The 22,735-nt window shown below is 40.0% G+C and carries 21 protein-coding genes; 16 read left to right on the top strand and 5 right to left on the bottom strand.

The features are described 5' to 3' along the window. Window position 1 precedes the first annotated feature (1 nt). Window positions 2-370, top strand: a complete 369-nt coding sequence (locus LI074_RS02340) for a hypothetical protein (RefSeq protein WP_173697624.1) — start codon at window positions 2-4, stop codon at window positions 368-370. 143 nt (window positions 371-513) lie between these two features. Here the strand turns inward: LI074_RS02340 and LI074_RS02345 are convergent, their stop codons facing one another. Continuing rightward, entirely contained in the window at window positions 514-1,035 is a 522-nt protein-coding gene (locus LI074_RS02345) for a nitroreductase family protein (RefSeq protein ID WP_173697625.1), read from the bottom strand. Window positions 1,036-1,161: 126 nt separating this feature from the next. On the opposite strand from LI074_RS02345, the gene LI074_RS02350 reads away from it, so the two are divergent. The 11 genes from LI074_RS02350 (at window position 1,162) to asrC (ending at window position 10,213) form a co-directional block, all read left to right on the top strand. After that, window positions 1,162-1,485, top strand: coding sequence for a winged helix-turn-helix transcriptional regulator (locus tag LI074_RS02350; protein WP_173697626.1), 324 nt, complete (start codon window positions 1,162-1,164; stop codon window positions 1,483-1,485). A gap of 193 nt (window positions 1,486-1,678) precedes the next feature. Continuing rightward, complete coding sequence (gene rhuM, locus LI074_RS02355) at window positions 1,679-2,614, top strand: RhuM family protein (protein WP_173697627.1); 936 nt, start codon at window positions 1,679-1,681, stop codon at window positions 2,612-2,614. 233 nt (window positions 2,615-2,847) lie between these two features. Continuing rightward, on the top strand, window positions 2,848-3,282 hold the full coding sequence (locus LI074_RS02360) for a hypothetical protein (protein WP_173697628.1): 435 nt from the start codon (window positions 2,848-2,850) through the stop codon (window positions 3,280-3,282). 174 nt (window positions 3,283-3,456) lie between these two features. After that, on the top strand, window positions 3,457-3,678 hold the full coding sequence (locus LI074_RS02365) for a hypothetical protein (RefSeq protein WP_173697629.1): 222 nt from the start codon (window positions 3,457-3,459) through the stop codon (window positions 3,676-3,678). 285 nt (window positions 3,679-3,963) lie between these two features. Further along, complete coding sequence (locus LI074_RS02370; RefSeq protein WP_265107632.1) at window positions 3,964-4,656, top strand: CPBP family intramembrane glutamic endopeptidase; 693 nt, start codon at window positions 3,964-3,966, stop codon at window positions 4,654-4,656. A gap of 37 nt (window positions 4,657-4,693) precedes the next feature. Next, window positions 4,694-6,055, top strand: coding sequence for an MATE family efflux transporter (locus LI074_RS02375; protein WP_173697630.1), 1,362 nt, complete (start codon window positions 4,694-4,696; stop codon window positions 6,053-6,055). 110 nt (window positions 6,056-6,165) lie between these two features. Then, window positions 6,166-6,363, top strand: a complete 198-nt coding sequence (locus LI074_RS02380; RefSeq protein WP_117677365.1) for a zinc ribbon domain-containing protein — start codon at window positions 6,166-6,168, stop codon at window positions 6,361-6,363. Between the two features lie 372 nt (window positions 6,364-6,735). Next, the gene (locus tag LI074_RS02385; RefSeq protein ID WP_055057411.1) at window positions 6,736-7,425 is read left to right on the top strand and encodes a Crp/Fnr family transcriptional regulator; all 690 of its coding nucleotides are present in this window, start codon (window positions 6,736-6,738) and stop codon (window positions 7,423-7,425) included. 20 nt (window positions 7,426-7,445) lie between these two features. Next, the gene (asrA, locus tag LI074_RS02390; protein ID WP_055057410.1) at window positions 7,446-8,444 is read left to right on the top strand and encodes an anaerobic sulfite reductase subunit AsrA; all 999 of its coding nucleotides are present in this window, start codon (window positions 7,446-7,448) and stop codon (window positions 8,442-8,444) included. Between the two features lies 1 nt (window position 8,445). Continuing rightward, window positions 8,446-9,234 carry an anaerobic sulfite reductase subunit AsrB gene (asrB, locus tag LI074_RS02395; RefSeq protein ID WP_055057409.1) on the top strand — a complete coding sequence of 263 codons (789 nt, stop codon included), beginning with the start codon at window positions 8,446-8,448 and terminating at the stop codon, window positions 9,232-9,234. A 13-nt stretch (window positions 9,235-9,247) separates the two neighbouring features. After that, entirely contained in the window at window positions 9,248-10,213 is a 966-nt protein-coding gene (gene asrC, locus LI074_RS02400) for a sulfite reductase subunit C (protein WP_026649104.1), read from the top strand. A 98-nt stretch (window positions 10,214-10,311) separates the two neighbouring features. Here the strand turns inward: asrC and hcp are convergent, their stop codons facing one another. Together hcp and LI074_RS02410 are read right to left on the bottom strand one after the other, a co-directional pair. Next, a complete protein-coding gene (gene hcp / locus LI074_RS02405) occupies window positions 10,312-11,910 on the bottom strand; it encodes a hydroxylamine reductase (RefSeq protein ID WP_055057408.1) in 1,599 nt (532 codons plus the stop codon). 14 nt (window positions 11,911-11,924) lie between these two features. Continuing rightward, window positions 11,925-12,644 carry a 4Fe-4S binding protein gene (locus tag LI074_RS02410; protein ID WP_055052610.1) on the bottom strand — a complete coding sequence of 240 codons (720 nt, stop codon included), beginning with the start codon at window positions 12,642-12,644 and terminating at the stop codon, window positions 11,925-11,927. Between the two features lie 96 nt (window positions 12,645-12,740). Between LI074_RS02410 and LI074_RS02415 the strand changes: the two genes are divergently transcribed. From LI074_RS02415 to LI074_RS02430, 4 genes are all read left to right on the top strand, one after another. Then, window positions 12,741-13,433 (top strand): Crp/Fnr family transcriptional regulator, encoded by a 693-nt coding sequence (locus LI074_RS02415; protein ID WP_081026362.1) that lies wholly within the window; start codon window positions 12,741-12,743, stop codon window positions 13,431-13,433. A gap of 393 nt (window positions 13,434-13,826) precedes the next feature. Beyond that, window positions 13,827-16,490 (top strand): GAF domain-containing hybrid sensor histidine kinase/response regulator, encoded by a 2,664-nt coding sequence (locus LI074_RS02420; RefSeq protein ID WP_055057406.1) that lies wholly within the window; start codon window positions 13,827-13,829, stop codon window positions 16,488-16,490. Between the two features lie 36 nt (window positions 16,491-16,526). Next, window positions 16,527-18,587, top strand: coding sequence for an ATP-binding protein (locus tag LI074_RS02425; RefSeq protein ID WP_173697631.1), 2,061 nt, complete (start codon window positions 16,527-16,529; stop codon window positions 18,585-18,587). A 183-nt stretch (window positions 18,588-18,770) separates the two neighbouring features. After that, complete coding sequence (locus LI074_RS02430; protein ID WP_055057404.1) at window positions 18,771-19,820, top strand: NAD(P)H-dependent flavin oxidoreductase; 1,050 nt, start codon at window positions 18,771-18,773, stop codon at window positions 19,818-19,820. Between the two features lie 110 nt (window positions 19,821-19,930). On the opposite strand, the gene LI074_RS02435 is transcribed toward LI074_RS02430, so the two are convergent. Together LI074_RS02435 and LI074_RS02440 are read right to left on the bottom strand one after the other, a co-directional pair. After that, window positions 19,931-21,292: an MATE family efflux transporter gene (locus tag LI074_RS02435; RefSeq protein ID WP_022380904.1), complete on the bottom strand. Its 1,362-nt coding sequence runs from the start codon at window positions 21,290-21,292 to the stop codon at window positions 19,931-19,933. Window positions 21,293-21,575: 283 nt separating this feature from the next. Beyond that, window positions 21,576-22,382, bottom strand: coding sequence for a transglutaminase domain-containing protein (locus LI074_RS02440; RefSeq protein WP_025579600.1), 807 nt, complete (start codon window positions 22,380-22,382; stop codon window positions 21,576-21,578). Window positions 22,383-22,735 lie beyond the last annotated feature (353 nt).

A 22,735-nucleotide genomic window follows, 5' to 3' on the forward strand; every position in this document is an offset into this window, starting at 1 on the left:
AATGAAAACGTGTTGTTTAGTATGGGAAATTCCTGTAATAGAAGGAGAACATTATAATCCAATTATGAATGTCATTTATATGCAAAAAGCAAAGAAATTTTTGAATCAATTAAATCGATATTTTCAGAATAAGAATATGGATTGGAAGTGTGTTTTGAATCGTTCAGCATGTACTTATAATGAGATTTTTTCCGGTGAAAATCAAGCAGTTATTTTTGCACCGGAAGCAAAAACAAGACAATGGTTATATAAAAAAGAAATTCAAGCTGTAAGTATTCCAAAATATTATCTGGATTTTGCAGAATATAATGAAGGAAAGTTAGATAAAATAGCAATTTTCTTTATGAACTTAAAAAAAGATGTACAATAGATTTCCTTGTTATGGAGCAATGATATGTTTGGGAGGTAAAAAAATTACAGGGAAAAGAAACCGAAGTAAAAAGCCGATGCGGGATTTTTTAAATCCAGTATCGGCTTTGTTGAACTTTATTGTATCATCTATTTTTCAAAAACTTATAAATAGTCATAAGAAACTAATTCGGTTATAGGAATACGGGTTTTAGAATGACGATCTGAACTTTCCGCATCGCCTATTCCATAGCCAATAGCCAGAATATTAATGGGTTCTAAGGTATCGGGTAACTGAAATTCTTTTTTGAGTACATCTGGTTTAAAAAAACATATCCAAACGGTTCCTAATCCCAATTCGGTTGCCTGCAGCATCATATGGTCTGTTAAAATGGAAGCATCAATATCTGCCGTCTGCTTGTTATCAAAGGGTCTTGTCCATGCTTTTGAATGGTCGGCACAAACAATGATGGCTAGTGGCGCATTGTAAATATTTCCAGCTTTTGCAATGCTTTTCAATCTTTCCTTATCCTGCACAACCAATAGTTTTACTGGCTGTAAATTTGCAGCAGTAGGTGCCACATGAGCGGAGGTAAGTATTTTTTCTAGTTTTTCTTTTTCTACGGGTTTATCTTCATATTTTCTAACAGAATATCTTTTCTTTGCAATATCTAATAATGTTGTCATATAAAAGTCTCCTTGTTTTTTATTGTATCTTAGGTCAACCTATACTATAATTGTACTCAAAACAGTACTTTTATACAAGAACGCACTATTTAGTAATATACTACCTAAAAAGAAAGTGAAGATATCATGATAAATAATGGTTGTGGTTTTAATTGTCCGGTTGAAGCAACTATTCAATTAATTGGTGGAAAATATAAGGCCGTAATTTTGTGGCATTTGATGAATAAAACATTACGATATAATGAAGTTCATAAACTCATTCCAAAAGCAACGGATAAAATGTTAGCTCAACAGCTTCGGGAACTTGAAAAAGATGGATTGATTAATCGTAAGGTCTATCCGGTTGTTCCGCCAAAAACAGAATATTCCTTAACTGAATTTGGGAAAACGTTGACACCAATTTTGGATGAACTATGTAATTGGGGAGAACAATATTTGCTTCAAAAATAAATGTTGTTTTTCAGACGTAAAAATACTGCAGAATCTCTATGAAAATTTTCTGGAACAATTAGTACTAAGTGTCTTATAACAGATTATGGAAGATGCTTGGGTATATCTTTGGGTATATCTGGTAGTCTTATTTTTGTGAAAAAAGATGACGATAAGTGATGATACAACTCGACATTTGTAGGAGAAAGTCATTATGAAAAATGAATTGATTTTGTTTGAAACGGCAGATAAGGAGATAAAACTTAATGTGTCCGTTAATGATAATACTGTATGGCTTAATAGAAATCAGTTGGCTGAGTTATTTGAAAGAGATGTGAAGACGATTGGTAAACATATTAATAATGCATTGAAAGAAGAATTAGATAATTCAGTTGTCGCAAATTTTGCGACAACTGCTTCAGACGGTAAAACTTACCAGGTAGAGCATTATAATCTAGATATGATTATTTCTGTTGGATACAGGGTAAAATCTAATCGAGGGGTGGAATTTCGTAAATGGGCGAATAAAATCCTTAAACAATATATTATCCAGGGATATGCAATTAATGAAAAGAGATTGGAGGCATTGCAGCGTACAGTAAGTATACAAACTAAAATGTTGGCATCAACCCTGGAAGTAGAGGAAATAGATGTGTTGAAAGCAGTTAATTTGTATACAGAGGCTTTAATGCTATTAGATCAATATGACCATCAATCGCTAAATAAGCCAGAGGGAAGTAAACCAATTTATAGGATAACATATGAAGAATGTCGTAGGATGGTAGATGCTATGGAAGATACATTTCATTCTGATGTTTTTGGCATTGAAAAAGAAGAAGGAAAAGTTGAGGGGATTTTAGCTGCAGTTTACCAGAGTGTTTTTGGAGGAGATGTTTATCCCTCGTTGGAGGAAAAAGCTGCTAACTTATTATATTTTATGATAAAAGATCATCCTTATGCCGATGGATGTAAGAGAATTGCTGCTTCATTGTTTTTGGAATTTTTAAATAAAAATAATTTTTTATATAAGGATGGAACAAAGCGAATAAGCGATGGAGCGATGGTTGCTATTACGTTAATGATTGCAGAGTCGAATCCATCGGAAAAGGATATCATGGTTAATTTGGTAATGAATTTATTAACAATATAGGATAATAGCAAAAATTCCAGGACATGGCTATCGTATTCTGGCAGAGGTAATGGAAAAGAATTTGTCATATGAAATCAAATGCCCTGCCTTGTTGATATGTGGCACAAAGGATCATGCATAAAGTATAACAAAGAATAGCATCGAAAAACGAAAATTCTTTTCAAATATTTTATGACAGGCAACTTTAAGCTGTTAGAATTAAAAAACAGAATTTGACAAAGGGGTGTGATTGTATGAAGAAGAAAAGCATAATTGTGATATGTGCTGTATTAGTAATTTTTGGTGTGGCAACAGTCCTTGTATTGACTGGAAATAGAGGAAATGTATCAAATGTTAATCGTGTTGTTGGCTACTCTGCACTCTATGGTGAAAATTCGATCAAGGAAGCATTTGATGTCATAGAGAAAAAATTTGCAAAAGATTTTGAAGGTTGCACACTTGCTGAACTTCGCTATGACGAGGATGTTGAAAACAGATTTGCAGAAGAAATTGAGAAGTATCACAAAGAGAATAACCAAGAACTTATTGTAGTATTATCAATTTTTGATACAGACGAAAAAGGTGGAGATGGTGGGTTCAATCCTAATGATACATACGCCAACTGGCAATGGTATTTAGTGAAAACGGCAGATAAAAAGAGTTGGGAAATAATCAATGGGGGTTATTAATCAACTTTCGGGTTTTATCGACCTTACAGAGGTTTTGAAAAATTTATTTTTAATGGTTCATCAGGAATTGTCTTTCGAGACATTGTCAGGAAACAGGATAAGAAATATATTGACTATATCGATAGAGAGGAATGCTTCTTGTCTGAAAGGCAAGAAGGTGAGGAGAAAGCAATAATGAAAAATCTTAGATTAAAAGAAGTATCTATAAAAGATCTTGATCAGATCAGGGCACTGTACTGGACGCAATCGGAACTAATGTGCCAGCACAGAAATTGTATGAAAAATACGGTTTTGTTAATTGTGGAACAGCACAGGAGTATTATGAAAGTACCGGAGAAACAGAATTCGTATTTTATGAATATGCACTGGCGAAGTAGCAGTTATATATGGAAATAAAAAGTATTTACTAGTCGGGCACTGGAGGATAAGCTCATGAAATGCAAAAGTATAATTATAGGTATCACCGTCGGAATAATAGCAGCGGTGCTCTGGAGTGTTGTTTTTATAAACTCATTAAACAGCATGGCAGGAATTGGAATCGGAATATGTCTGGGTATATCGTTTGGTATATCTGGTAGTCTTATTTTTTCGAAAAAAGATAAAGATAAGTGATGATACAACTCGGAATTTATAGAGCTGATGAGAGCATAATAGAATTAGCCTGTATGTGGAGGTGATCGAGTGAGTTGGGTAAATATACAGTACGAAAGTAATTTGAGAAAAAATGATAAAAGGGATGGGATGAAAGCTCTTGCAGTTTACTGCTTAATTATGTGCAGTGCTTTCTTTCAGGGCTGGCTTTATACAACAAATGCAAAGATTTTTGTGCTGAATTTATCGCAGATATGGATTCCTTTGATTTTGACTGCAGGCTTTTTTTTATTCTTTTACTGTAGCAAAGAGGACATTAGAAGTATTGGAATTAATTCTGATAATATATGGAACAGTATAGGGCTTGGTTTTGCAGGTGGTTTCTTACTGCTTACTATACAGACAGTATTATTTATGATTCAAGGTAAATCAATATCGTTTACCAGCCCTCAATTGTTAAATTGGGTTATATTTCTATTTGCTGCTTTTGAAGAAGAAGTATTATTCAGAGGATACATACAAACAAGATTATCTGGACTCATAAACAGTCAGTGGATAGTTGGAATAATCAATTCTGTTCTTTTTTTGTCCATACATTATCCTGTAAAATGGGTCGTATCTGGAGCAGTATCTTTTGATGTGTTATCAGCAGTATATATAATATCACTTCTTGCTTTGCACTTCTTTTGTGATGCTGTATATAAAAGGACTAACTGTCTGTGGGGAGCAGTCATACTACATATAATCTATAATGCAGTAGGAGCAATGATTATAATTCAATGAAGTAATTTTTATGAGGTAATTTTTATGAGGTAATTTTATGTGTGAAAATGAAAAAAAGAAATCTCATTCCATTGAGATGACCACAGGCTCTCTCTGGAAAAATATACTCCTCTTCAGCCTTCCGCTTATGGGATCACAGGTACTGGAGGTTCTTTTTAACTTAAGCGATGTTGCCGTTGTTGGAAGGTTTGCAGATTATATGGCATTAGGTGCCGTCGGCTCCACAACTTTGCTGGTTACTCTGTTTACCGGAATCCTTATCGGAATGGGTGCCGGTGTCAATGTCCGCGTAGCTCACGAACTGGGTGCCGGTAATAAAAAAGGCACAGAAGAAACAATCCATACTTCTCTTCTTTTGTGCGCAATCACAGGTCTGCTCGTCTGCGCCATCTGTCTTCTGTTTTCCGGGCGGATGCTGTCCATGATGAACACGAAGCCGGAACTTATTGATCAGGCTATTTTATATATGAAGATCTATTCCCTGGGAATGCCTGCAATGGCCGTATACAATTTCGGAAACGGCGTATTAAGTGCCATAGGCGATACGAAACGACCATTGATCTACCTTTCCATCGCAGGTGTGGTCAACGTTCTTCTGAATCTGTTTTTTGTTATTGTCTGTCATATGGCAGCCGCAGGCGTTGCAACAGCCAGCGCAATTTCTCTGTATGTCTCTGCTTCTCTGGTGATGCTCCATCTCCTCAGAAGAACCGATGACTGCAAAGTATCTCTGCGTAAGATCTGCCTGCACCCCAAGGCCTGCAAAGCAGTTCTCATGCTTGGTATCCCTACAGGTCTTCAGAACGGAATCTTTGCCATTGCAAACCTGTTTGTGCAGACTGGTGTCAATTCTTTTGATGCAGTGATGGTTTCCGGAAATGCAGCTGCTGCAAATGCTGACTCCCTGATCTATAATGTCATGTTTTCTTTTTATACTGCATGTGCAAGCTTTATCGGTCAGAACTGGGGTGCCGGTAATAAAAAACGAATGCTGAAATCTTATAGAGCCAGCCTTACATATGCCTTCATTTTCGGTGCAATCCTGGGTGGACTACTCCTTGTATTTGGTCCACAGTTTCTCTCTCTGTTTGCTACGGAACCAGCAGTTATTGATGCTGGTATGCAGAGGATTCGTATCATGGCATTCAGCTATGCATTCAGCTGTTTTATGGACGGCAGTATCGCCGCATCCCGAGGTATCGGAAAAAGTATTCCGCCTACCATTATCGTTATCCTGGGCTCCTGCGTATTTCGTATTGTCTGGATTTATACAGTATTTGCACATTTCCAGACGATTTCATCACTGTATCTTTTGTATATCTTCTCATGGGGAATTACAGGACTTGCAGAAACTCTGTTTTTTGTTGTAAGTTTTAAGAAAATATGGGCTGGAAAATAGTCACAGCCACTCTGTGATTTATATGCCAGGTGGATTCCACAATTGACTGGAAAGAAAATCAGCTTACAAAACGGGTGAAATCTCAATCGGGACTTAAGGAGGTATACACAATGAGAAAATGTGAAAAGTGCGGAGCAAACATGAAATCGGATTTGAGACTTAAAGTTAACGGTGGTGGTTATGGGATTGTTGTTCGTGTAGATGAAAAACACAAGGCAACAACTATAGATGATGTTAGAGTTGCGGTCTGCCCAGAATGTGGATATACAGAAATGTATTTGGAAGATTTAACGAAATTGAAGGATTAGGAGACCACTTCAAGTTTATCCAATTATAGCAATCCTCTGAAATAATGCATCTTAATCCAGCCCATCAGAGTGTGAAATCCTGCGTCAGATATCTTTGCCGTGCGTCAGCACGCCTGCAGATATCTTCCTTGTCTTTCGCACTCTGCTGAACTGTCTTAAATGCATTATTTACGAGGATTGCTATAGAAAGAAATTATTTTACAGAATCATTATGCCAGTGTACGTTAAATGTGTACTGGCTTTTAATTATATTTATAAATGTGACATACATCACGGAAAACGACAAACTTTTTCATTATAATACAAAAGGAAAGCAAGACAGGAGTAGTTTATTATCAAGGCTGCAAAAGTTATGCCAGTGAGGTTGATACAATGGGACAGATAACAATCAGGGAATTGGGAGATATGGATTTTTTCAGAGAAATACCAAAGGATATTCTGCAGAATCTGCTTAATGAAAGTAAGATTGTTTCTTATAAGAAAAAGGAAGTGATTTTTCATTCACGCAGCAGAACAAAAACAGTGTATTTTGTGTATTCCGGAGAAGTGATGCTTTATAATCTGACAAAGCACGGAAATCGAAAGGTGATTTTTATCCTGGGAAAAGGACGGCTTTTAAATCAGAGTATTGTAAGTAAAAAGCCCAATGCACTTTTTTGTGAGGCTGCCTGTCCGGTGCAGATACTGGAAATTGCAGAAGAACCATTCCTTCATCTTATGGAGCAGAGTCATGATCTGACAAGAGCTGTTCTGAGAGAATATGAAAGAAATCTCTGGCGAATGGGCCATCAGTTAAAAAATACGACCGGGAACATGCAGATGGAGCGAAAAATAGCTGCAAAATTGTGGAAGCTGGGTCGTGATTTTGGTGTGGATACGGAAGACGGAGTGATGATAGATATTGATCTTACCATTACCCTGATGGCAGATTTGGTTGGAGCACCAAGGGAAAATGTATCCCGTGCCTGTAAGGTCCTTACAGACAGAGGTCTGATCCATTATGGTAATAAGCGATTTACACTGATAGATTTTGAAGGTCTTGCAGAATTCTATAAAATGTGATTATAAGAAAGGGGTATCTGATGGGAAAACGTTTCAACAGTGATGAGATGCAGAAGGTTTTTGAAATTCTGCAGGAATCCTATGATGTGTATGGACCGAGAATTTACCAGGGAACAGGCTGTTTTTCAGATACAGATGTAATTCGTTATGGACGGTTGGACAGCTGGGAAGAACTTGTCTGGGATCAGAAGTCGGATTACAGTTTTAAAGAAGCATTGTTTCCAATCTCAGAGACGATTCTTTATTTTACAGAGAATGAGATGAAAACAGCAGACGGAGCACCGAGACAGAGATTGATTTTTTTGAAAAGCTGTGATTTTCATGCTCTGAAACGTCTGGATGAGATGTATCTGAAAAACGGTGCAGAGGATTATTATTACAGAAGAATGCGGGAAAATACAGTTTTTGCTGTGATGGGTTGTAAGGAATCCGGCAAAAACTGTTTTTGTGTAAGTATGGGCACAAATCGTTGTGAAGAATATGATATGTATATTTTTCAGGATGAAAAGGGCTGTTACGTGGAACTGAGATGCAGAGAACTGGAAGAATTATTATGGGATTATGGACAGAATGTTCAGGAGAAACCGACTTTTGTGGAAAAGAATGAGGTTTATGTAGAGATTCCGGAGGAACTTCCGGATACGATTCACCGGGATTCCATGTGGCAGGAATATGGAAGCCGCTGTATTGGCTGTGGACGCTGCAATTTTGTCTGTCCCACATGTACCTGTTTTACTATGCAGGATATTTTTTATAAAGACAATCCAAAGGCTGGAGAGCGCCGCCGTGTATGGGCTTCCTGCCAGGTGGATGGATATTCTGATATTGCCGGCGGGCACAGCTTCCGCCAGAGTCAGGGTGAAAGAATGCGTTTTAAGGTATTACATAAAATTTCAGATTATAAGAAAAGATTTGGATACCATATGTGTGTCGGCTGCGGACGTTGTGAAAATGTGTGTCCGGAGTATATTTCCTATATTGCATGTCTTCAGAAACTGAAAGAAAAGGAGGGAAAATAAGATGGCAAATGAATATATTCCTTTCTTATCTAAGATAAAAGAAATTGTGAAGCATACAGAAACAGAATATACATTCCGCATGACATATGTGGGAGATGTAAGACCAGGGCAGTTTTTTGAAGTTTCTATTCCTAAATATGGTGAGGCGCCCATTTCTGTCAGTGGTATCGGAGAAGATTATGTTGATCTGACCATACGTAAGGTTGGTAAAGTAACCGGAGAAATTTTTGAATTGAATGAGGGAAGCAGCTTTTTTATGCGTGGTCCTTATGGAAATGGTTTCGAGAAAGAGAATTATCAGGGGAAAGAACTGATCGTGGTAGCCGGTGGAACAGGAGTATCTCCTGTGCGAGGCGTGATCAGTTACTTCGGTGAGCATCAGAATGAAGTAAAAAAATTACATACGATCCTTGGTTTTAAATCTCCGTCAGATATTCTGTTCCGTGAAGATCTGAAGAAATGGGAACAGCAGATGGATCTGATTCTGACGGTGGACTCATCCGATGACGATGCTTATAGGACAGGACTTGTTACAAAGTATATTCCGGAGCTTGAACCTGATAATATCCATGAGACTGCAGCTATTGTTGTCGGACCTCCGATCATGATGAAATTTGCAGTAGCAGAGCTTTTAAAGCTGGGAATGAAGGAAGAACAGATATGGATCTCTCAGGAAAGAAAAATGTGCTGCGGGCTTGGTAAATGCGGGCATTGCCGAATGAATGACACCTATATTTGTCTGGATGGTCCGGTATTCTGCTATTCAGAAGGCAAAAAACTGTTTGATTAGGGAGGAAATCATAATGGATATTAATACAAAGAAACTGAAGAAAAATGCCTTCCGTGTATCAAAGGTTCGTGGGCTTACGGCCTCCAGAGTGCGTGTTCCGGGAGGCTGCTGTAATGCAGATGTCATGCAGCAGGTGGTGGATATTGCCAGAAAATATGGAAACGGACAGATTCATCTTACCACACGCCAGGGATTTGAAATTGAAGGAATCCATATGGAAGATATGGATAAAGTTAATGAGATGCTCCAGCCGATCATAGATAATCTTCAGATTAATCAAAATGAGACAGGTACCGGGTATCCGGCATCAGGAACCAGAAATGTCTGTGCATGTATCGGAAACAGAGTCTGTCCTTTTGGAAATTATAATACAGCAGCCTTTGCGAAGAGAATTGAAAAGGCGATATTTCCTAATGATCTTCATTTCAAAATTGCACTTACAGGCTGTGCCAATGACTGTATCAAGGCGAGAATGCATGATTTTGGAATTATCGGCATGACAGAGCCACAATATGACCCGAATCGTTGTGTTTCCTGTGGTGCCTGCATAAAAGGCTGTGATAAGTTATCAGTGGATGCGTTAAAGATGGAAAACTACAGGATCGTACGCAACGAAGAAAAATGTGTAGGATGTGGCGTCTGCGTGACAAAATGTCCGACCAGAGCATGGACCAGAAGTGAAAAGAAATACTATCGTCTGACACTTATGGGACGAACAGGAAAGAAAAATCCACGTCTGGGAGAAGATTTTCTGATCTGGGCAGACGAAGACACCATCATCAAAGTTATCCTGAATACCTATAAATTTGTGAAGGAATATATTGATCCCAATGCGCCTGGCGGTAAGGAACATGTGGGATACATTATTGACCGTGTGGGTTTTGCAGAATATAAAAAATGGGCATTGGACGGTGTAGAGCTTCCACCGGAAACAATCGTGAAAAATAATATTTACTGGAGCGGAATACATTACAGATAATTTCAGAAAAAAGATAATCAGAATCAATAAAGCCGATGCGGGACTTTTGAATCCTGTATCGGCTTTGTTAATCTTGCGAAGATTTTGAAAAATTTATTTTAATGATTCATCAGCGTTTTAATATCTTCTTCCGGTGTGGTGATAGGTGCAATACCATAATTTTCCACCAGATAGTTCAGAATATTAGGAGACAGGAACGCCGGAAGAGAAGGACCAAGACGGATGTTCTTGATACCTAAGTGTAAAAGTGTCAGCAGGATACAGACTGCTTTCTGTTCATACCAGGAGAGAACGAAGGAAAGCGGAAGCTCATTTACAGAACATCCAAATGCATCCGCAAGTGCCACAGCAACCTGGATTGCACCATAAGCATCATTACACTGGCCCATATCCATCAGTCGTGGCAGACCACCGATTTCTCCCAGATCCAGATCATTGAAACGGAATTTTCCACATGCCAGGGTGAGAACAATACTGTCAGAAGGTGTCTGCTTCACGAATTCTGTGTAATAGTTTCGACCTGGTTTGGCACCATCACAGCCGGCAACCAGGAAGAAGTGGCGGATCGCTCCTGATTTTACAGCTTCTACTACAGTATCTGCATGGGAGAGAATAGCTGCATGACCGAAACCGGTTGTCACTTTCGTGCCGCCGTTGATGCCTGTGCGTGTCTGATCTTCTTTGTAACCACCCAGTTCCAGTGCTTTTTCAATAACCGGTGTGAAATCTTTCTTCTCGTCGATATGAACAGCGCCTGGGAAAGCAACCACTTCTGTTGTAAATACTCTGTCAGCATAACTGCTTTTTGGCGGCATCAGACAGTTGGTGGTGTAAAGGATCGGAGCCGGAAGATGATCAAACTCTTTCTGCTGATTCTGCCATGCAGTTCCGAAATTTCCTTTTAAGTGAGAGAATTTCTTTAAGAGTGGATAGGCATGGGCAGGGAGCATTTCACCGTGGGTATAGATGTTGATTCCTTTTCCTTCTGTCTGTTCAAGTAAAAGCTGCAGATCCTTCAGATCATGACCGGTTACTACAATAAATGGTCCCTTTTCTACGGTAAGTGTAACTGCAGTCGGTTCCGGTGTTCCATAGGTTTTGGTATTTGCCTTGTCAAGAAGTGCCATACATTTCAGATTGATTTCCCCTACTTTCAGTACAGTAGGAAGCAGTGTATCCATACTTTCTTCATAACCAATCTTAAATAATGCTTCGCAGAAGAAACGGTTTACTTCAGCATCTTCATAATTCAGAACATTTGCATGATAAGCATAGGCTGCCATTCCGCGAATCCCGAAAAGAATAAGGGACTTCAGGGAGCGGATATCTTCATCTGCATTCCACAGCTGTTGCATGTCATATTCGTCTGATTTACCGCAAGGTGACTGACATTTACTGCAGCCAGGAACCAGTCTTTCTTTTTCTGCTCTGACTTTTTGTATCATATTTTCGATTGCTGCATCGTCAAAACTCACATTTGTAACGGTAGTAAACAGTCCTTCAATTATGATCTGACTGGTACTTTTGGAAATAGCTGCTGCGCTATCGACAGCCCTTGCCAGACCGATCAACGCACCTGTCAGCTCATCCTGTAATTTGGCAGTGCCTGCCTTTTTTCCGCAGACACCTGCATTTCCTGTGCAGCCGGTGCATCCCACTGTCTGTTCACACTGATAACAAAACATTTTTTTATCCATTGTCGTATCCTCCTTTATTCTATAATATTTCCATCAATACCTATGGTTATAACCTGCCAGGGAATGAATTTTCCACTATTCTGAAGTGCTTTTCTGGTTGCCATCTCAAGTCCGCCACAGCATGGAACTTCCATTCTTACAATCGTCACACTTTGAATATCGTTATTTTGGATTATTGCAGTCAGTTTCTCGCTATAATCCACCTGATCCAATTTAGGACAGCCGATTAATGTTACCTTATTTCGGATAAAATCCTGATGAAAGCCTGCGTAAGCGTAAGCAGTACAATCGGCTGCGATTAAAAGCTTTGCGCCGTTAAAATATGGGGCACTGACAGGTGCCAGCTTAATCTGTACCGGCCAGTTCTGAAGATTGGATACCTGACCTGTGGTTGAAGATGGTTTTTCTGATTTGGGTATTTCTGATCGCTGAATCTGCATGCTTTTAGACCCGGGACAGCCGGCATGAGCAGTTATTGCCTGATTTTTGGCAAATATTTTTTTCTGTGCTTCTTTCACAGCCGCTTCATCATATTCAGGTGCTTCCCGTTCCTCAAAGGAAATGGCACCTGTGGGACACTCCGGGAGGCAATCCCCCAGTCCGTCACAGAAATGTTCTCTCACCAATTCTGCTTTTCCATTAATGATATCAATGGCACCTTCGTGGCAGGCATCTGCACAGGCGCCGCAGCCATTGCATTTTTCTTTATCGATTCGAATAATCTTTCTTATCATTTTACCTCCGTCAATAGATTTAACTTTTGTTTCTGTCAGCATTATAGTATGATAAATACAACTTGTATGTTTGATTTCCAACAAGGAGGAATGATTTTGAAAAAATATTTACCCATTCTAAAAAACAGTCCATTCTTTACAGGCCTTACTGATAACGAGATATTATCTATACTGCATTGTGTAAAAGCAACAGCAGTTTCCCAAAAACGAGATTCTTATATTTTCAGAGCAGGAGATTCTACTGAGGTAATGGGACTTGTGGTGTCTGGCTGTGTTCTTGTTATTCAGGAAGACCTTTGGGGGCATCGGAATATTCTATCGAAATGTCATACCGGTGATTTCTTTGGTGAGCCATATGCAGCAAGCCCGGGTGCTGTTCTGAATGTCAGTGTGGTGGCAGATACGGATTGTGAGATTATTCTGCTAAATGTCCAAAGGCTTCTGATTTCCTGCCCGACTGCATGCGAACACCATCAGAAGCTGATCCGCAACCTGGTCAGCGTTCTGGCAAATAAGATATTGATCCTGAACGACAAAATCACACATGTGGGCAAGCGAACGACAAGGGACAAACTATTGTCCTATCTGTCGGCAGAGTCTATCAGACATTCGTCGTTATCCTTTGATATTTCCTTTGACCGGCAGCAGTTGGCAGATTATCTGTGTATTGACCGTGCGGCAATGTCTACGGAGATATCAAAGCTACAGAAAGAAGGTTATATAAAAACAAATAGAAATCATTTTGAATTAGCTGTTTGTAATAATTCGGCTTCTGAAATAAAAATGTGATATCCATCATGAAAAATTGTGTATTACAGTTATGTCAAGCGGATATTCGCAACCTCCGCAGGGGACTTACTTGACTCGGTTAAACTTTCGTGTGACAAACGTAGCTGTCTGTGATATTATAAAAGTGATATAAGCGAAAATGACTTTTGCAGAAACGAAAGTATCTTTAAATGATATTTACAAATATACTTCCTCTAATGGCTTAAAGGGAAGTTTTATGGATACGGAACGGTATGAGTACAAATGAGCAGGAAACAGTAATGTCAATGCTGTATGGACTTCAGAAGTAGGAGAACAGTTCGAACATATGTATCGACTGTTCTTTTTTTGTTTTCAGGCATTAATGCGGTACTTAATGCAGTAGTATTTTCTATATAAGTGTTGGGAGATTATATGAAAAAGTTTAAGGCAAACGATAATAAGAGTGAAGAACATGAGATCAACTACAGACAATTCAACAAAAAGCTGGAACTGCTGAATCAGATCCTGTCTCTGATATCAGACATCAATCAGGCATCAGATGAGAAAGAAGTGAAGGACTGTATTCCTGCATTGCTTCAATACACCGGCGAATATACAGATGCAGACAGAGTATATATTTTTGAACTGATGTCTGAAAAACAGGATTATTACAGCAATACCTTCGAATGGTGCAGAGAGGGGATCGTCCCCCAGATTGACAATCTGATTCGTATTTCTGCCGATAGTATGCCGGTGTGGCATGAGAAATTTCTTCGTGGAGAAACTATAATTATTCATGATCTGGAGAAAATATGTGAAACTATGCCTTCGGAATATGACATCCTGAAGGTTCAGGATATTCATTCTCTGCTGGTTTTACCTTTGTTTGCAAATACGCAGTTGAGCGGTTTTATCGGTCTGGATAATCCGGATCTGGTTAATCCCGGTGTTTCCATATCGCTTCTTTCCAATGCAGGCGGACATCTTGCCAGTACCCTGAATAATCTGCGTATGTTCAGGATGCTTGAGGAAAAGCAGAAAACACTGGAGAGCAATCTGGAGGAACTTCAGAAGGAGAAGCATATCCTGGAAGCTCTCTGTGTAGATTATACCTCATTTTATTTATGTGATCTGGCAAATGATACTCTGGAACCGATCAAACAGAGCATGCATTCCAATTGGGCAGAGATTGATGGGATGACAGAGCTGGAATCCGGCTATACCTCCAGAATCAGATATTATTATGACCATTATGTGATCCGGGAATCAGCATCGGATTTCCTCCGGAAGATGGAACGTCACGCTCTCATAGAGTATCTGCGGAATCACAAGCGTTTTGCGTATCGTTATCAGTCAGTGAAAAACCATGCCGGACATGAGTATTTTGAATTACAGGTGATCCGCCTGGAGACAGGCAACAGGGATGATTATAAGATCATTATGGGATTTCGCTATATTGATGATATTGTGCAGGAGGATATGAAAAAGAAGCAGCAGATGGAAGAGACTATGGCTGACCTGAAACTGAATAATGAGATCATCTCTGCAATCAGCAAAATGTACCGGATCATTTACCGGATGGATCTGATCCATGATACCTATGAGGAGATTTCCAGCCAAGAATCCATGCACCGTCTGACCGGTAGAAATGGAAAGATTTCTGTTCAGTTTACAAAAGCCGGAGAGAGATTCATAGCGCCCGAATTTCAGGAAAGAATGAGAGAATTCCTGGATGCTTCCACGCTGGCAGAGCGTCTGAAGAACAGAGAGGAGGTTTCCACAGAATACAGAGCCATAACCGGAGTCTGGTATCAGGCAAGATTTATTGTAAAGCTTCGAAATGAAGCAGGGGAAGTGACTAATGTTCTCTATGTGACGAGAGATATTAATGACCAGAAAATATCTGAGCTGGAGAGCCGGGAAGAACTGAGAAGAACCGCTCAGGAGGCAGAGAAAGCCAATCTGGCAAAGACAGATTTCCTGAGGAGAATGAGCCATGATATCCGGACACCGATCAATGGGATCCAGGGCTGTGTGGATATTGCGGACCGTTATCCGGATGATCTGGAGCTTCAGCAGGAAGCACGTACCAGAATCAGGACTGCTTCCAGTTATCTTTTAAATCTTGTCAATGATGTGCTGGATATGAATAAGCTGGAATCCGGCAATATACAGCTTGAGAGAAAGCACTTTAATCTGCTGGAACTTTTGCATAATACGAATGAAATCACCAGGATGCAGGCAAATGAATCCGGCGTTAATTATTATGTGGAAGATGGAGAAATCATCCATACACAGTTGGTTGGAAGTCCGGTGCATTTCCAGCAGATATTAATGAATATCGGCAGCAATGCAGTAAAATATAATCATGATGGCGGTTCTGCGACAGTTACCTGTCGTGAGGTTTCCTATACGGATACCACTGCGGAATATGAACTGACCTGTACAGATACCGGTATCGGTATGAGTGAGGAATTTCAGGAAAGGGCATTTGAGCCTTTTGCCCAGGAGGGGCAGTCAGCCAGAACAAAATATGCAGGTACCGGTCTGGGACTTGCCATTGCCAGAAAACTGACAGAACTGCAGGGAGGAACTCTTTTCTTTGAGAGCATACAGGGAAAAGGAACCAAATTTATTCTCCATATTTCTTTTGAAATCTCTGCAGAGGAACAGGAAAAGAAATCTCATATGTATCAGAACTGTTCAGTAGAGGGAATTCAGGTTCTGCTGGTGGAAGACAATGAGCTGAATATGGAAATTGCTGAGTTTCTGCTGAAAGAAGAAAAAATGATAGTGACAAAGGCATGGAATGGACGGGAAGCCGTAGAAATTTTTGAGAATTCAGAGCCCGGATATTTTGATGTGATTCTGATGGATCTGATGATGCCACAAATGGGAGGTCTGGAAGCTACCCGCAGAATCAGAAAAATGGATCGAGAGGATGCGAAATCTATCCCCATTTTTGCTATGACAGCCAATGCCTTTCTGGATGATATTGCACAGGGTAAAGCAGCAGGAATGAACGAACATTTTTCAAAACCCCTTCAAATGGAGAAAGTGATAGATACCATTCGATTTTATTGCACAGCCCGATGAAAAACAGTTGGAAGAAAACATAACGAGGAAAATTCAATGAAAATAAATAGTACAGCTGCTAAACATATTAAAAAATACTGCTATATTATAGGACTTCTCTCTTTCCTGATCGCATTTTTTGCGTGTAGTCAGATGCTCCGATATCAGGAAAAGGAAAAAAAAGCATCGGGAACTTATATGGCACAAAGCACGATAAGGAGAGTCAAGGCAAAGCTGGACAATTATATAATGATTTCTGATTTTCTGGGAAATTATATCATTGATGGATCGGATATGGATGAAAACACTTTTTCAGAACTGGCAGAAAAGATTCCTAATGAGGAAGGTGTGGTAAAGGCGTTTGAGCTGGCACCGGAAGGGATAATAACCGAAATCTATCCTATGCAGGGAAATTCAGAGGCTCTTGAACTGGATGTTCTGAGGGAACACGAACGGAAAAAAGATGCAGTTCTGGCTAAGGAAACCGGGGAATATACACTTGGCGGTCCCTATCAGTTAAAGCAGGGAGGAACCGGAGCATTACTTTTTAAACCGGTTTATCGAACCGATGATTTCGGAGAGAGTAGTTTCTGGGGATTTGTACTCCAGGTAATTGACTGGGATCGTTTCATGAGTGATATAAATCTGAAATCTTTAAGTGAGGCAGATTTCAGTTATAAGATCTGGTCTTATGACAGAAGCAGTGGAGATAAGGTTATTCTTGCCCAGAGTCAGGATGATATGCCGGAAAACAGCCTGACGATAGAATGTGAAATCCCGAATAACACATGGTATTTTGATATTGTGCCTTCCAATGGGTGGATTCCGGTTTCTCAATGGATTCTTTCCATAATTGCTTCGTATATATTCTCGTTGCTGATCGCTATGGTTTTTTATCAGATATCCAGCAAAAAACACAGAGAAAAACAATATGCTGCTGAGCTTGAGAAAGCGGCAGAACTGGCGAAAAGTGCCAATGAAGCAAAAACACGATTTCTGTTTAATATGAGCCATGATATCCGGACGCCAATGAATGCGATCATAGGTTTTTCCGGATTACTGGAAAAGAACCTTCAAAACGAGGAAAAGGCAAAAGAATATCTGGGAAAGATCTGTTCTTCCGGAAATCTGCTGATGACGATTATTAACCAGATCCTGGAGATAGCCCGTATTGAAAGCGGCACTACAGCTCTGCAGCTGAAAGCAGAGGATATAAACACATTATTTCATACGGTAAACACAGTATTTGAGGAAGATGTAAGGAAGAAGAACCTGCAGTATTCGGTAGATTTGGATGTATATCATACCTTTATCCTTTGTGACAGGGTGAAACTTCAGGAGATAATGCTGAACATCATCAGCAATGCGATAAAGTATACGTCAGATGGGCATGGGGTTCATGTAAAGATATATGAGAAGGATTCAGAGGATCCCCGGAAAGCCCGGCTCATTTTTACCTGTGAAGATACAGGCATTGGCATGAGCGAGGAATATCTTCCACATATCTTTGAAGAATTTTCCAGAGAGCATACAACCACAGAGAACAAGGTCGTTGGTACAGGACTGGGTCTTCCTATTGTAAAATCCATGATCGAGTTGATGGGAGGAAGTATCCGGGTAGAAAGTACGCAGGGCGCCGGGACAAAATTCACTGTGGATATTTCTTTTGATACAGCATCAGAAGAGGATGTATACAGGAATCAGATATCTGAACAGCCGGATGCATTAAAGAGGATGGAAGGAAAACGTATTCTTCTTGCAGAAGATAATGATCTGAATGCAGAAATTGCGATAGAACTGCTTGCGGAACAAAAGATTATTGCAGACCGCGCAATGGATGGAGCTGACTGTCTGGATAAGCTGGAGAAAGCAGCTTCCGGATATTATGATATGATTCTTATGGATATTCAGATGCCGGTGATGGATGGATATGACGCTACAGCCAGGATACGCAGAATGAAAGATGAGGAGAAAGCTTCCATACCCATTATAGCAATGACAGCAAACGCCTTTGCAGAGGACAGACAAAAGGCGATATCGACCGGAATGAATGATCATGTGGCAAAACCAATTGATATGAAGGTGCTTTTACCGGTGATGGCAAAATATATCAGATAGAATAAATCCGCCGATATGATTACACAAGTTGATCGTATCAGCGGATTTTTTGTCAAAATCTGTGGACTTATATAGTATTAAAAACTATATAAACTGGTTTCTCTTGACAAGAATGAATATTGTGATATACTTTGAATATCAAAATATTTAAAATACAAACAAAATAACAGGAGAAGAATTATAATGAAGAATTTCAAAATAGGAGATAAAATCACAAGAGTTCCTTTGATCCAGGGGGGAATGGGAGTTGGAATCAGTCTTGGCAGACTTGCAGGTTCTGTTGCGAAAGCAGGAGGAGTTGGTATTATTTCCACTGCACAGATCGGCTACAGGGAAGAAGATTTCGACAGAAATCCGGCAGCAGCCAATGAACGTGCCATTGCCGGTGAAATGAAAAAAGCCCGTATGATTTCCGAAGACGGAATCATAGGATACAATATTATGGTTGCACTGAAAGAATATGCATCTCACGTAAAGGCTGCAGTAAAAGCCGGTGCAGACATCATTATCTCCGGTGCCGGACTTCCTACAGAGCTTCCGGAATTGGTAAAAGGAAGTCTGACAAAGATTGCACCTATCGTATCTACAGATAAATCCGCAAAAGTAATCCTGAAATACTGGGACAGAAAATACAAAAGAACTGCAGATCTGGTAGTGATCGAAGGTCCTCAGGCAGGCGGACACCTTGGCTTTCATAAAGAAGAACTGGAGAAATATACTGAAGAATCCTACAGTGAAGAAATAAAGAAAATCATCGCAACAGTAAAAAGCTACGCAGAGAAATATGAGACAGAAATCCCAGTGATTGTAGCCGGTGGTATCTATAACAGAGAGGATGTCCAAAAAGTGGATAATCTGGGTGCTGATGGCATTCAGGTTGCTACCCGCTTTATCACAACGGAAGAATGTGATGCAGACATCCGCTATAAAGAAGCTCATTTAAAAGCAAAAGAATCCGACATTGCCATTGTAAAAAGCCCGGTAGGAATGCCAGGTCGTGCCATTATGAACAAATTCATGACCCGTGTCATGAACGGCGAACAGATTCCACACAGTCCCTGTCATGGATGTCTTGTAAAATGTAGCCCCAAAGAAATACCTTACTGTATTACTGACGGACTGATCAATGCAGTAAAAGGGAATGTAGATGAGGGACTTCTTTTCTGTGGTGCAAAAGCATGGAAAGCAGAGCGTTTGCAGACAGTACAGGAAGTGATTAATGACTTGTTTTAATCAATCAAGCAGCGAAGCGGATTGTGAATATCCGTTTGACTATAGAAATGCATAATTTAAGGGGTGAACGTTTTGTAATGTTCACCCCTTATTATGGATTTGTACAGTATTTAATTCTGAATTTCTGCCAGTGCCTTTTTAAACTGAAATGTAAATAAAACAGAGGTAAAGATCACAGCAGTAATATCTGCAATGGGTTCTGCCATATATACGCCTGTTGTTGAATCAGATATCATATGAGGCATAATATAGATCAGCGGGATCAGCAGTACAAACTTACGGACAACAGCAACAATAATAGAGTTTACTGCCTTTCCAAGGGAGGTAAAGGTCATCTGGCAGGCAATCTGGATACCGAAGAGGAACAGACCACCCAGATAGATTTTCAGCATTGGTGCAGTAAATTCGATAAGACTTGTATCTGCCGTAAAAATGCTTACAAATACTCTGGGAACAAGCTGTACAGCAGCCCAGAGGAGTACAGAATATGACAGACAGGTGATCAGAAGCAAACGAAAAGTTTTCTTTACTCTGTCTGCATTTTTGGCACCGTAATTATAACTGGAAATTGGCTGTGCTCCCTGCGCAATTCCCTGAAGAGGAAGCATGGCAAACTGCATAACACTGGTCAGGATGGTCATGGCTCCCACTGCAATATCACCGCCGTACCGAAGCAGGGATGAATTAAAGCAGACAGTTACAATACTTTCACTTGACTGCATGATAAAAGCAGCAAGTCCCAGTGCGATACAGGGAAGAACAACTTTTGCCTCCAGATGGAGATGCTTTTTCCTGAGGTGAAGCTGTGTCTTTTTGCCACAGAGGAATAAAACTACCCAGAGTGTGGAAATTGCCTGTGAGATAACAGTTGCCAGTGCAGCACCGCGTACCCCCATATGAAAAACAAAGATAAATACAGGGTCTAAAACAATATTGCAGACAGCACCGATCAGGACGGAAACCATGGAAAATGTGGTAAATCCCTGTGCAGTGATGAATGCATTCATACCAAGGGTTAATTGTACGAACAAGGTACCGAAAGCGTAAATATGCATATAATCTGTTGCATAACTGATGGTGTTTTCACTGGCGCCAAAAGCCAGTAATAAATCTCTGCCCCAGATCAGTAAAATGGCAGTGAGGATAACAGAGATAATAATCTGAAGAATAAAACAGTTGCCCAATATATTCTCAGCAGATTTATTATCCTGTTTTCCCATGTAAATAGAAGCCCTTGGTGCGCCGCCGGAACTGACCAGTGCCGCAAATGCGGAGACGATCATGATGATGGGCATACAGACTCCCACACCGGTAAGTGCCAGGCTGCCTTCCCCCGGGATGTGGCCGATGTAAATACGGTCTACAATGTTATAAAGCATGTTGATGAGCTGGGCGATCACTGTTGGAATGGATAGCTTTAAAAGAAGCTTTCCAACAGGTTCTGTGCCCAGAAAATTTTTGTTATCCTGCATGGATGATAACCTCTTTCTTAAAAATATTTTTGAATGAATAATATTTAATGATACGATATAAAGAAAGGAAAGTCAACTCAGGATAGAGAATTTTGGCTACGTTACTGTGAACGGAGTGAACAGTAACGAACGGAGTGAACAGTAATAGTTCCGGGACATCTGGCAGATACAGATACCCGGAACTTTTTGGATTAAGATGCGTTATTTTAGAGGATTACTATAAATCAGGCAGCGAAGCGTATAGTTTTATCTGCCTGATATGTCAGAAAATGTCCGGATGAGATCAGATTGTAATTACATACGCCCTGTTTCCTCTATAATAGGGACGTCCGTCTACACCACTGAGATCATAACTCATACGGTAATATCTTTCGATATGTCCTGTGCCTTTTGCCCAGTTCGGATCGCAGACTTCTCCTTTGATCTCAGCCCATCCATGACCGCCTGATGAGATAACCTTGGCTTCAAATCCGACTGCGTTAGCCAGGTAAGCAAATGCAGATGCAAAAGCGAAACAGTCGCCATGCCCCCGGTAGAACATATCCTCCGCATAGCTGACATCCCAGTTTGAGTAATAGTAACGGAAATCGTAGTCATTGCCGGTGCCACCGTATCCGTAGCTGACTGCCTTCAGATAACATCTCCATAATTTCTCTGGTTTGGACATATTTCTTTTGGTCACACGACGCATGACCTGGTTAGCTGTGACCATAAGGTTCAGTTTTCTTTTTTCTTCACTGTTATAGCGTGCTTCTCCACTTTTGGTAAGATAAATACCATTTACACGCCGGGAAGTTACCATGGAGGCATAACAGCCGTTGCGGATCTGGAAGAAATAATAATCTCCCTTGATCTTCTGCCAGCCGTTTTGCTGGATTCCCTTTTCATTAAAATAATATTTCTTTCCGCGGATCGTGACAAGTCCCTTTACAGTATGTCCGTTTTCATCATAGTAATAAATGTTTCCGCTGGGTTTGTGGTCAAATTTGTTACGTTTTTTTGATGCTGCGGATACTGAAGCTGAAAATAAAAAAGAGCAACAGATAGCAATAAGAATTGCTGAGATAGAAAATACTTTTAATTTTTTCATAGAGCACCTCCGTTCTTTATGAGCAGATACTTATTTCTGATAAATAATGTACAATGAAGAAATTATCTGCTCTAATCATAAGATATATTTTATTATATAAGACAATTTAACTGTGCGCAATATTAAATTAAGGAGAAAAAGCGTTACTGTTCACACGCCACTATCCCGCGAGGTGTTTTGGCATGAATATGCCAAAATCCCGAGACATACAAGCCAAAATTCCATTGCCGCAGGCAATCTGGAATGAATTTTGGCTACGTTACTGTGAACGGAGTGAACAGTAACGAAAAAGCTGAAGAGCGGATTGTTGCGCGGATGTGTTTTGTGGTGTATAATTAAATGTAATAGGCTTG

The sequence above is a fragment of the Blautia sp. MSK18_10 genome, from assembly GCF_020553185.1.
Lineage (GTDB): Bacteria > Bacillota > Clostridia > Lachnospirales > Lachnospiraceae > Blautia_A > Blautia_A wexlerae.

What these genes read in the sequence shown, in the direction of transcription:
- hcp (WP_055057408.1), bottom strand. Translation starts at nt 11,910, where the DNA reads ATGGATAAAAAAATGTTTTGTTATCAGTGTGAACAGACAGTGGGATGC.
- LI074_RS02435 (WP_022380904.1), bottom strand. Translation starts at nt 21,292, where the DNA reads ATGCAGGATAACAAAAATTTTCTGGGCACAGAACCTGTTGGAAAGCTT.
- LI074_RS02420 (WP_055057406.1), top strand. Translation starts at nt 13,827, where the DNA reads ATGAAAAAGTTTAAGGCAAACGATAATAAGAGTGAAGAACATGAGATC.
- LI074_RS02430 (WP_055057404.1), top strand. Translation starts at nt 18,771, where the DNA reads ATGAAGAATTTCAAAATAGGAGATAAAATCACAAGAGTTCCTTTGATC.
- LI074_RS02375 (WP_173697630.1), top strand. Translation starts at nt 4,694, where the DNA reads ATGTGTGAAAATGAAAAAAAGAAATCTCATTCCATTGAGATGACCACA.
- rhuM (WP_173697627.1), top strand. Translation starts at nt 1,679, where the DNA reads ATGAAAAATGAATTGATTTTGTTTGAAACGGCAGATAAGGAGATAAAA.
- LI074_RS02340 (WP_173697624.1), top strand. Translation starts at nt 2, where the DNA reads ATGAAAACGTGTTGTTTAGTATGGGAAATTCCTGTAATAGAAGGAGAA.
- LI074_RS02440 (WP_025579600.1), bottom strand. Translation starts at nt 22,382, where the DNA reads ATGAAAAAATTAAAAGTATTTTCTATCTCAGCAATTCTTATTGCTATC.
- LI074_RS02345 (WP_173697625.1), bottom strand. Translation starts at nt 1,035, where the DNA reads ATGACAACATTATTAGATATTGCAAAGAAAAGATATTCTGTTAGAAAA.
- asrB (WP_055057409.1), top strand. Translation starts at nt 8,446, where the DNA reads ATGGCAAATGAATATATTCCTTTCTTATCTAAGATAAAAGAAATTGTG.
- LI074_RS02410 (WP_055052610.1), bottom strand. Translation starts at nt 12,644, where the DNA reads ATGATAAGAAAGATTATTCGAATCGATAAAGAAAAATGCAATGGCTGC.
- LI074_RS02365 (WP_173697629.1), top strand. Translation starts at nt 3,457, where the DNA reads ATGAAAAATCTTAGATTAAAAGAAGTATCTATAAAAGATCTTGATCAG.
- asrC (WP_026649104.1), top strand. Translation starts at nt 9,248, where the DNA reads ATGGATATTAATACAAAGAAACTGAAGAAAAATGCCTTCCGTGTATCA.
- LI074_RS02385 (WP_055057411.1), top strand. Translation starts at nt 6,736, where the DNA reads ATGGGACAGATAACAATCAGGGAATTGGGAGATATGGATTTTTTCAGA.
- LI074_RS02380 (WP_117677365.1), top strand. Translation starts at nt 6,166, where the DNA reads ATGAGAAAATGTGAAAAGTGCGGAGCAAACATGAAATCGGATTTGAGA.
- asrA (WP_055057410.1), top strand. Translation starts at nt 7,446, where the DNA reads ATGGGAAAACGTTTCAACAGTGATGAGATGCAGAAGGTTTTTGAAATT.
- LI074_RS02425 (WP_173697631.1), top strand. Translation starts at nt 16,527, where the DNA reads ATGAAAATAAATAGTACAGCTGCTAAACATATTAAAAAATACTGCTAT.
- LI074_RS02350 (WP_173697626.1), top strand. Translation starts at nt 1,162, where the DNA reads ATGATAAATAATGGTTGTGGTTTTAATTGTCCGGTTGAAGCAACTATT.
- LI074_RS02360 (WP_173697628.1), top strand. Translation starts at nt 2,848, where the DNA reads ATGAAGAAGAAAAGCATAATTGTGATATGTGCTGTATTAGTAATTTTT.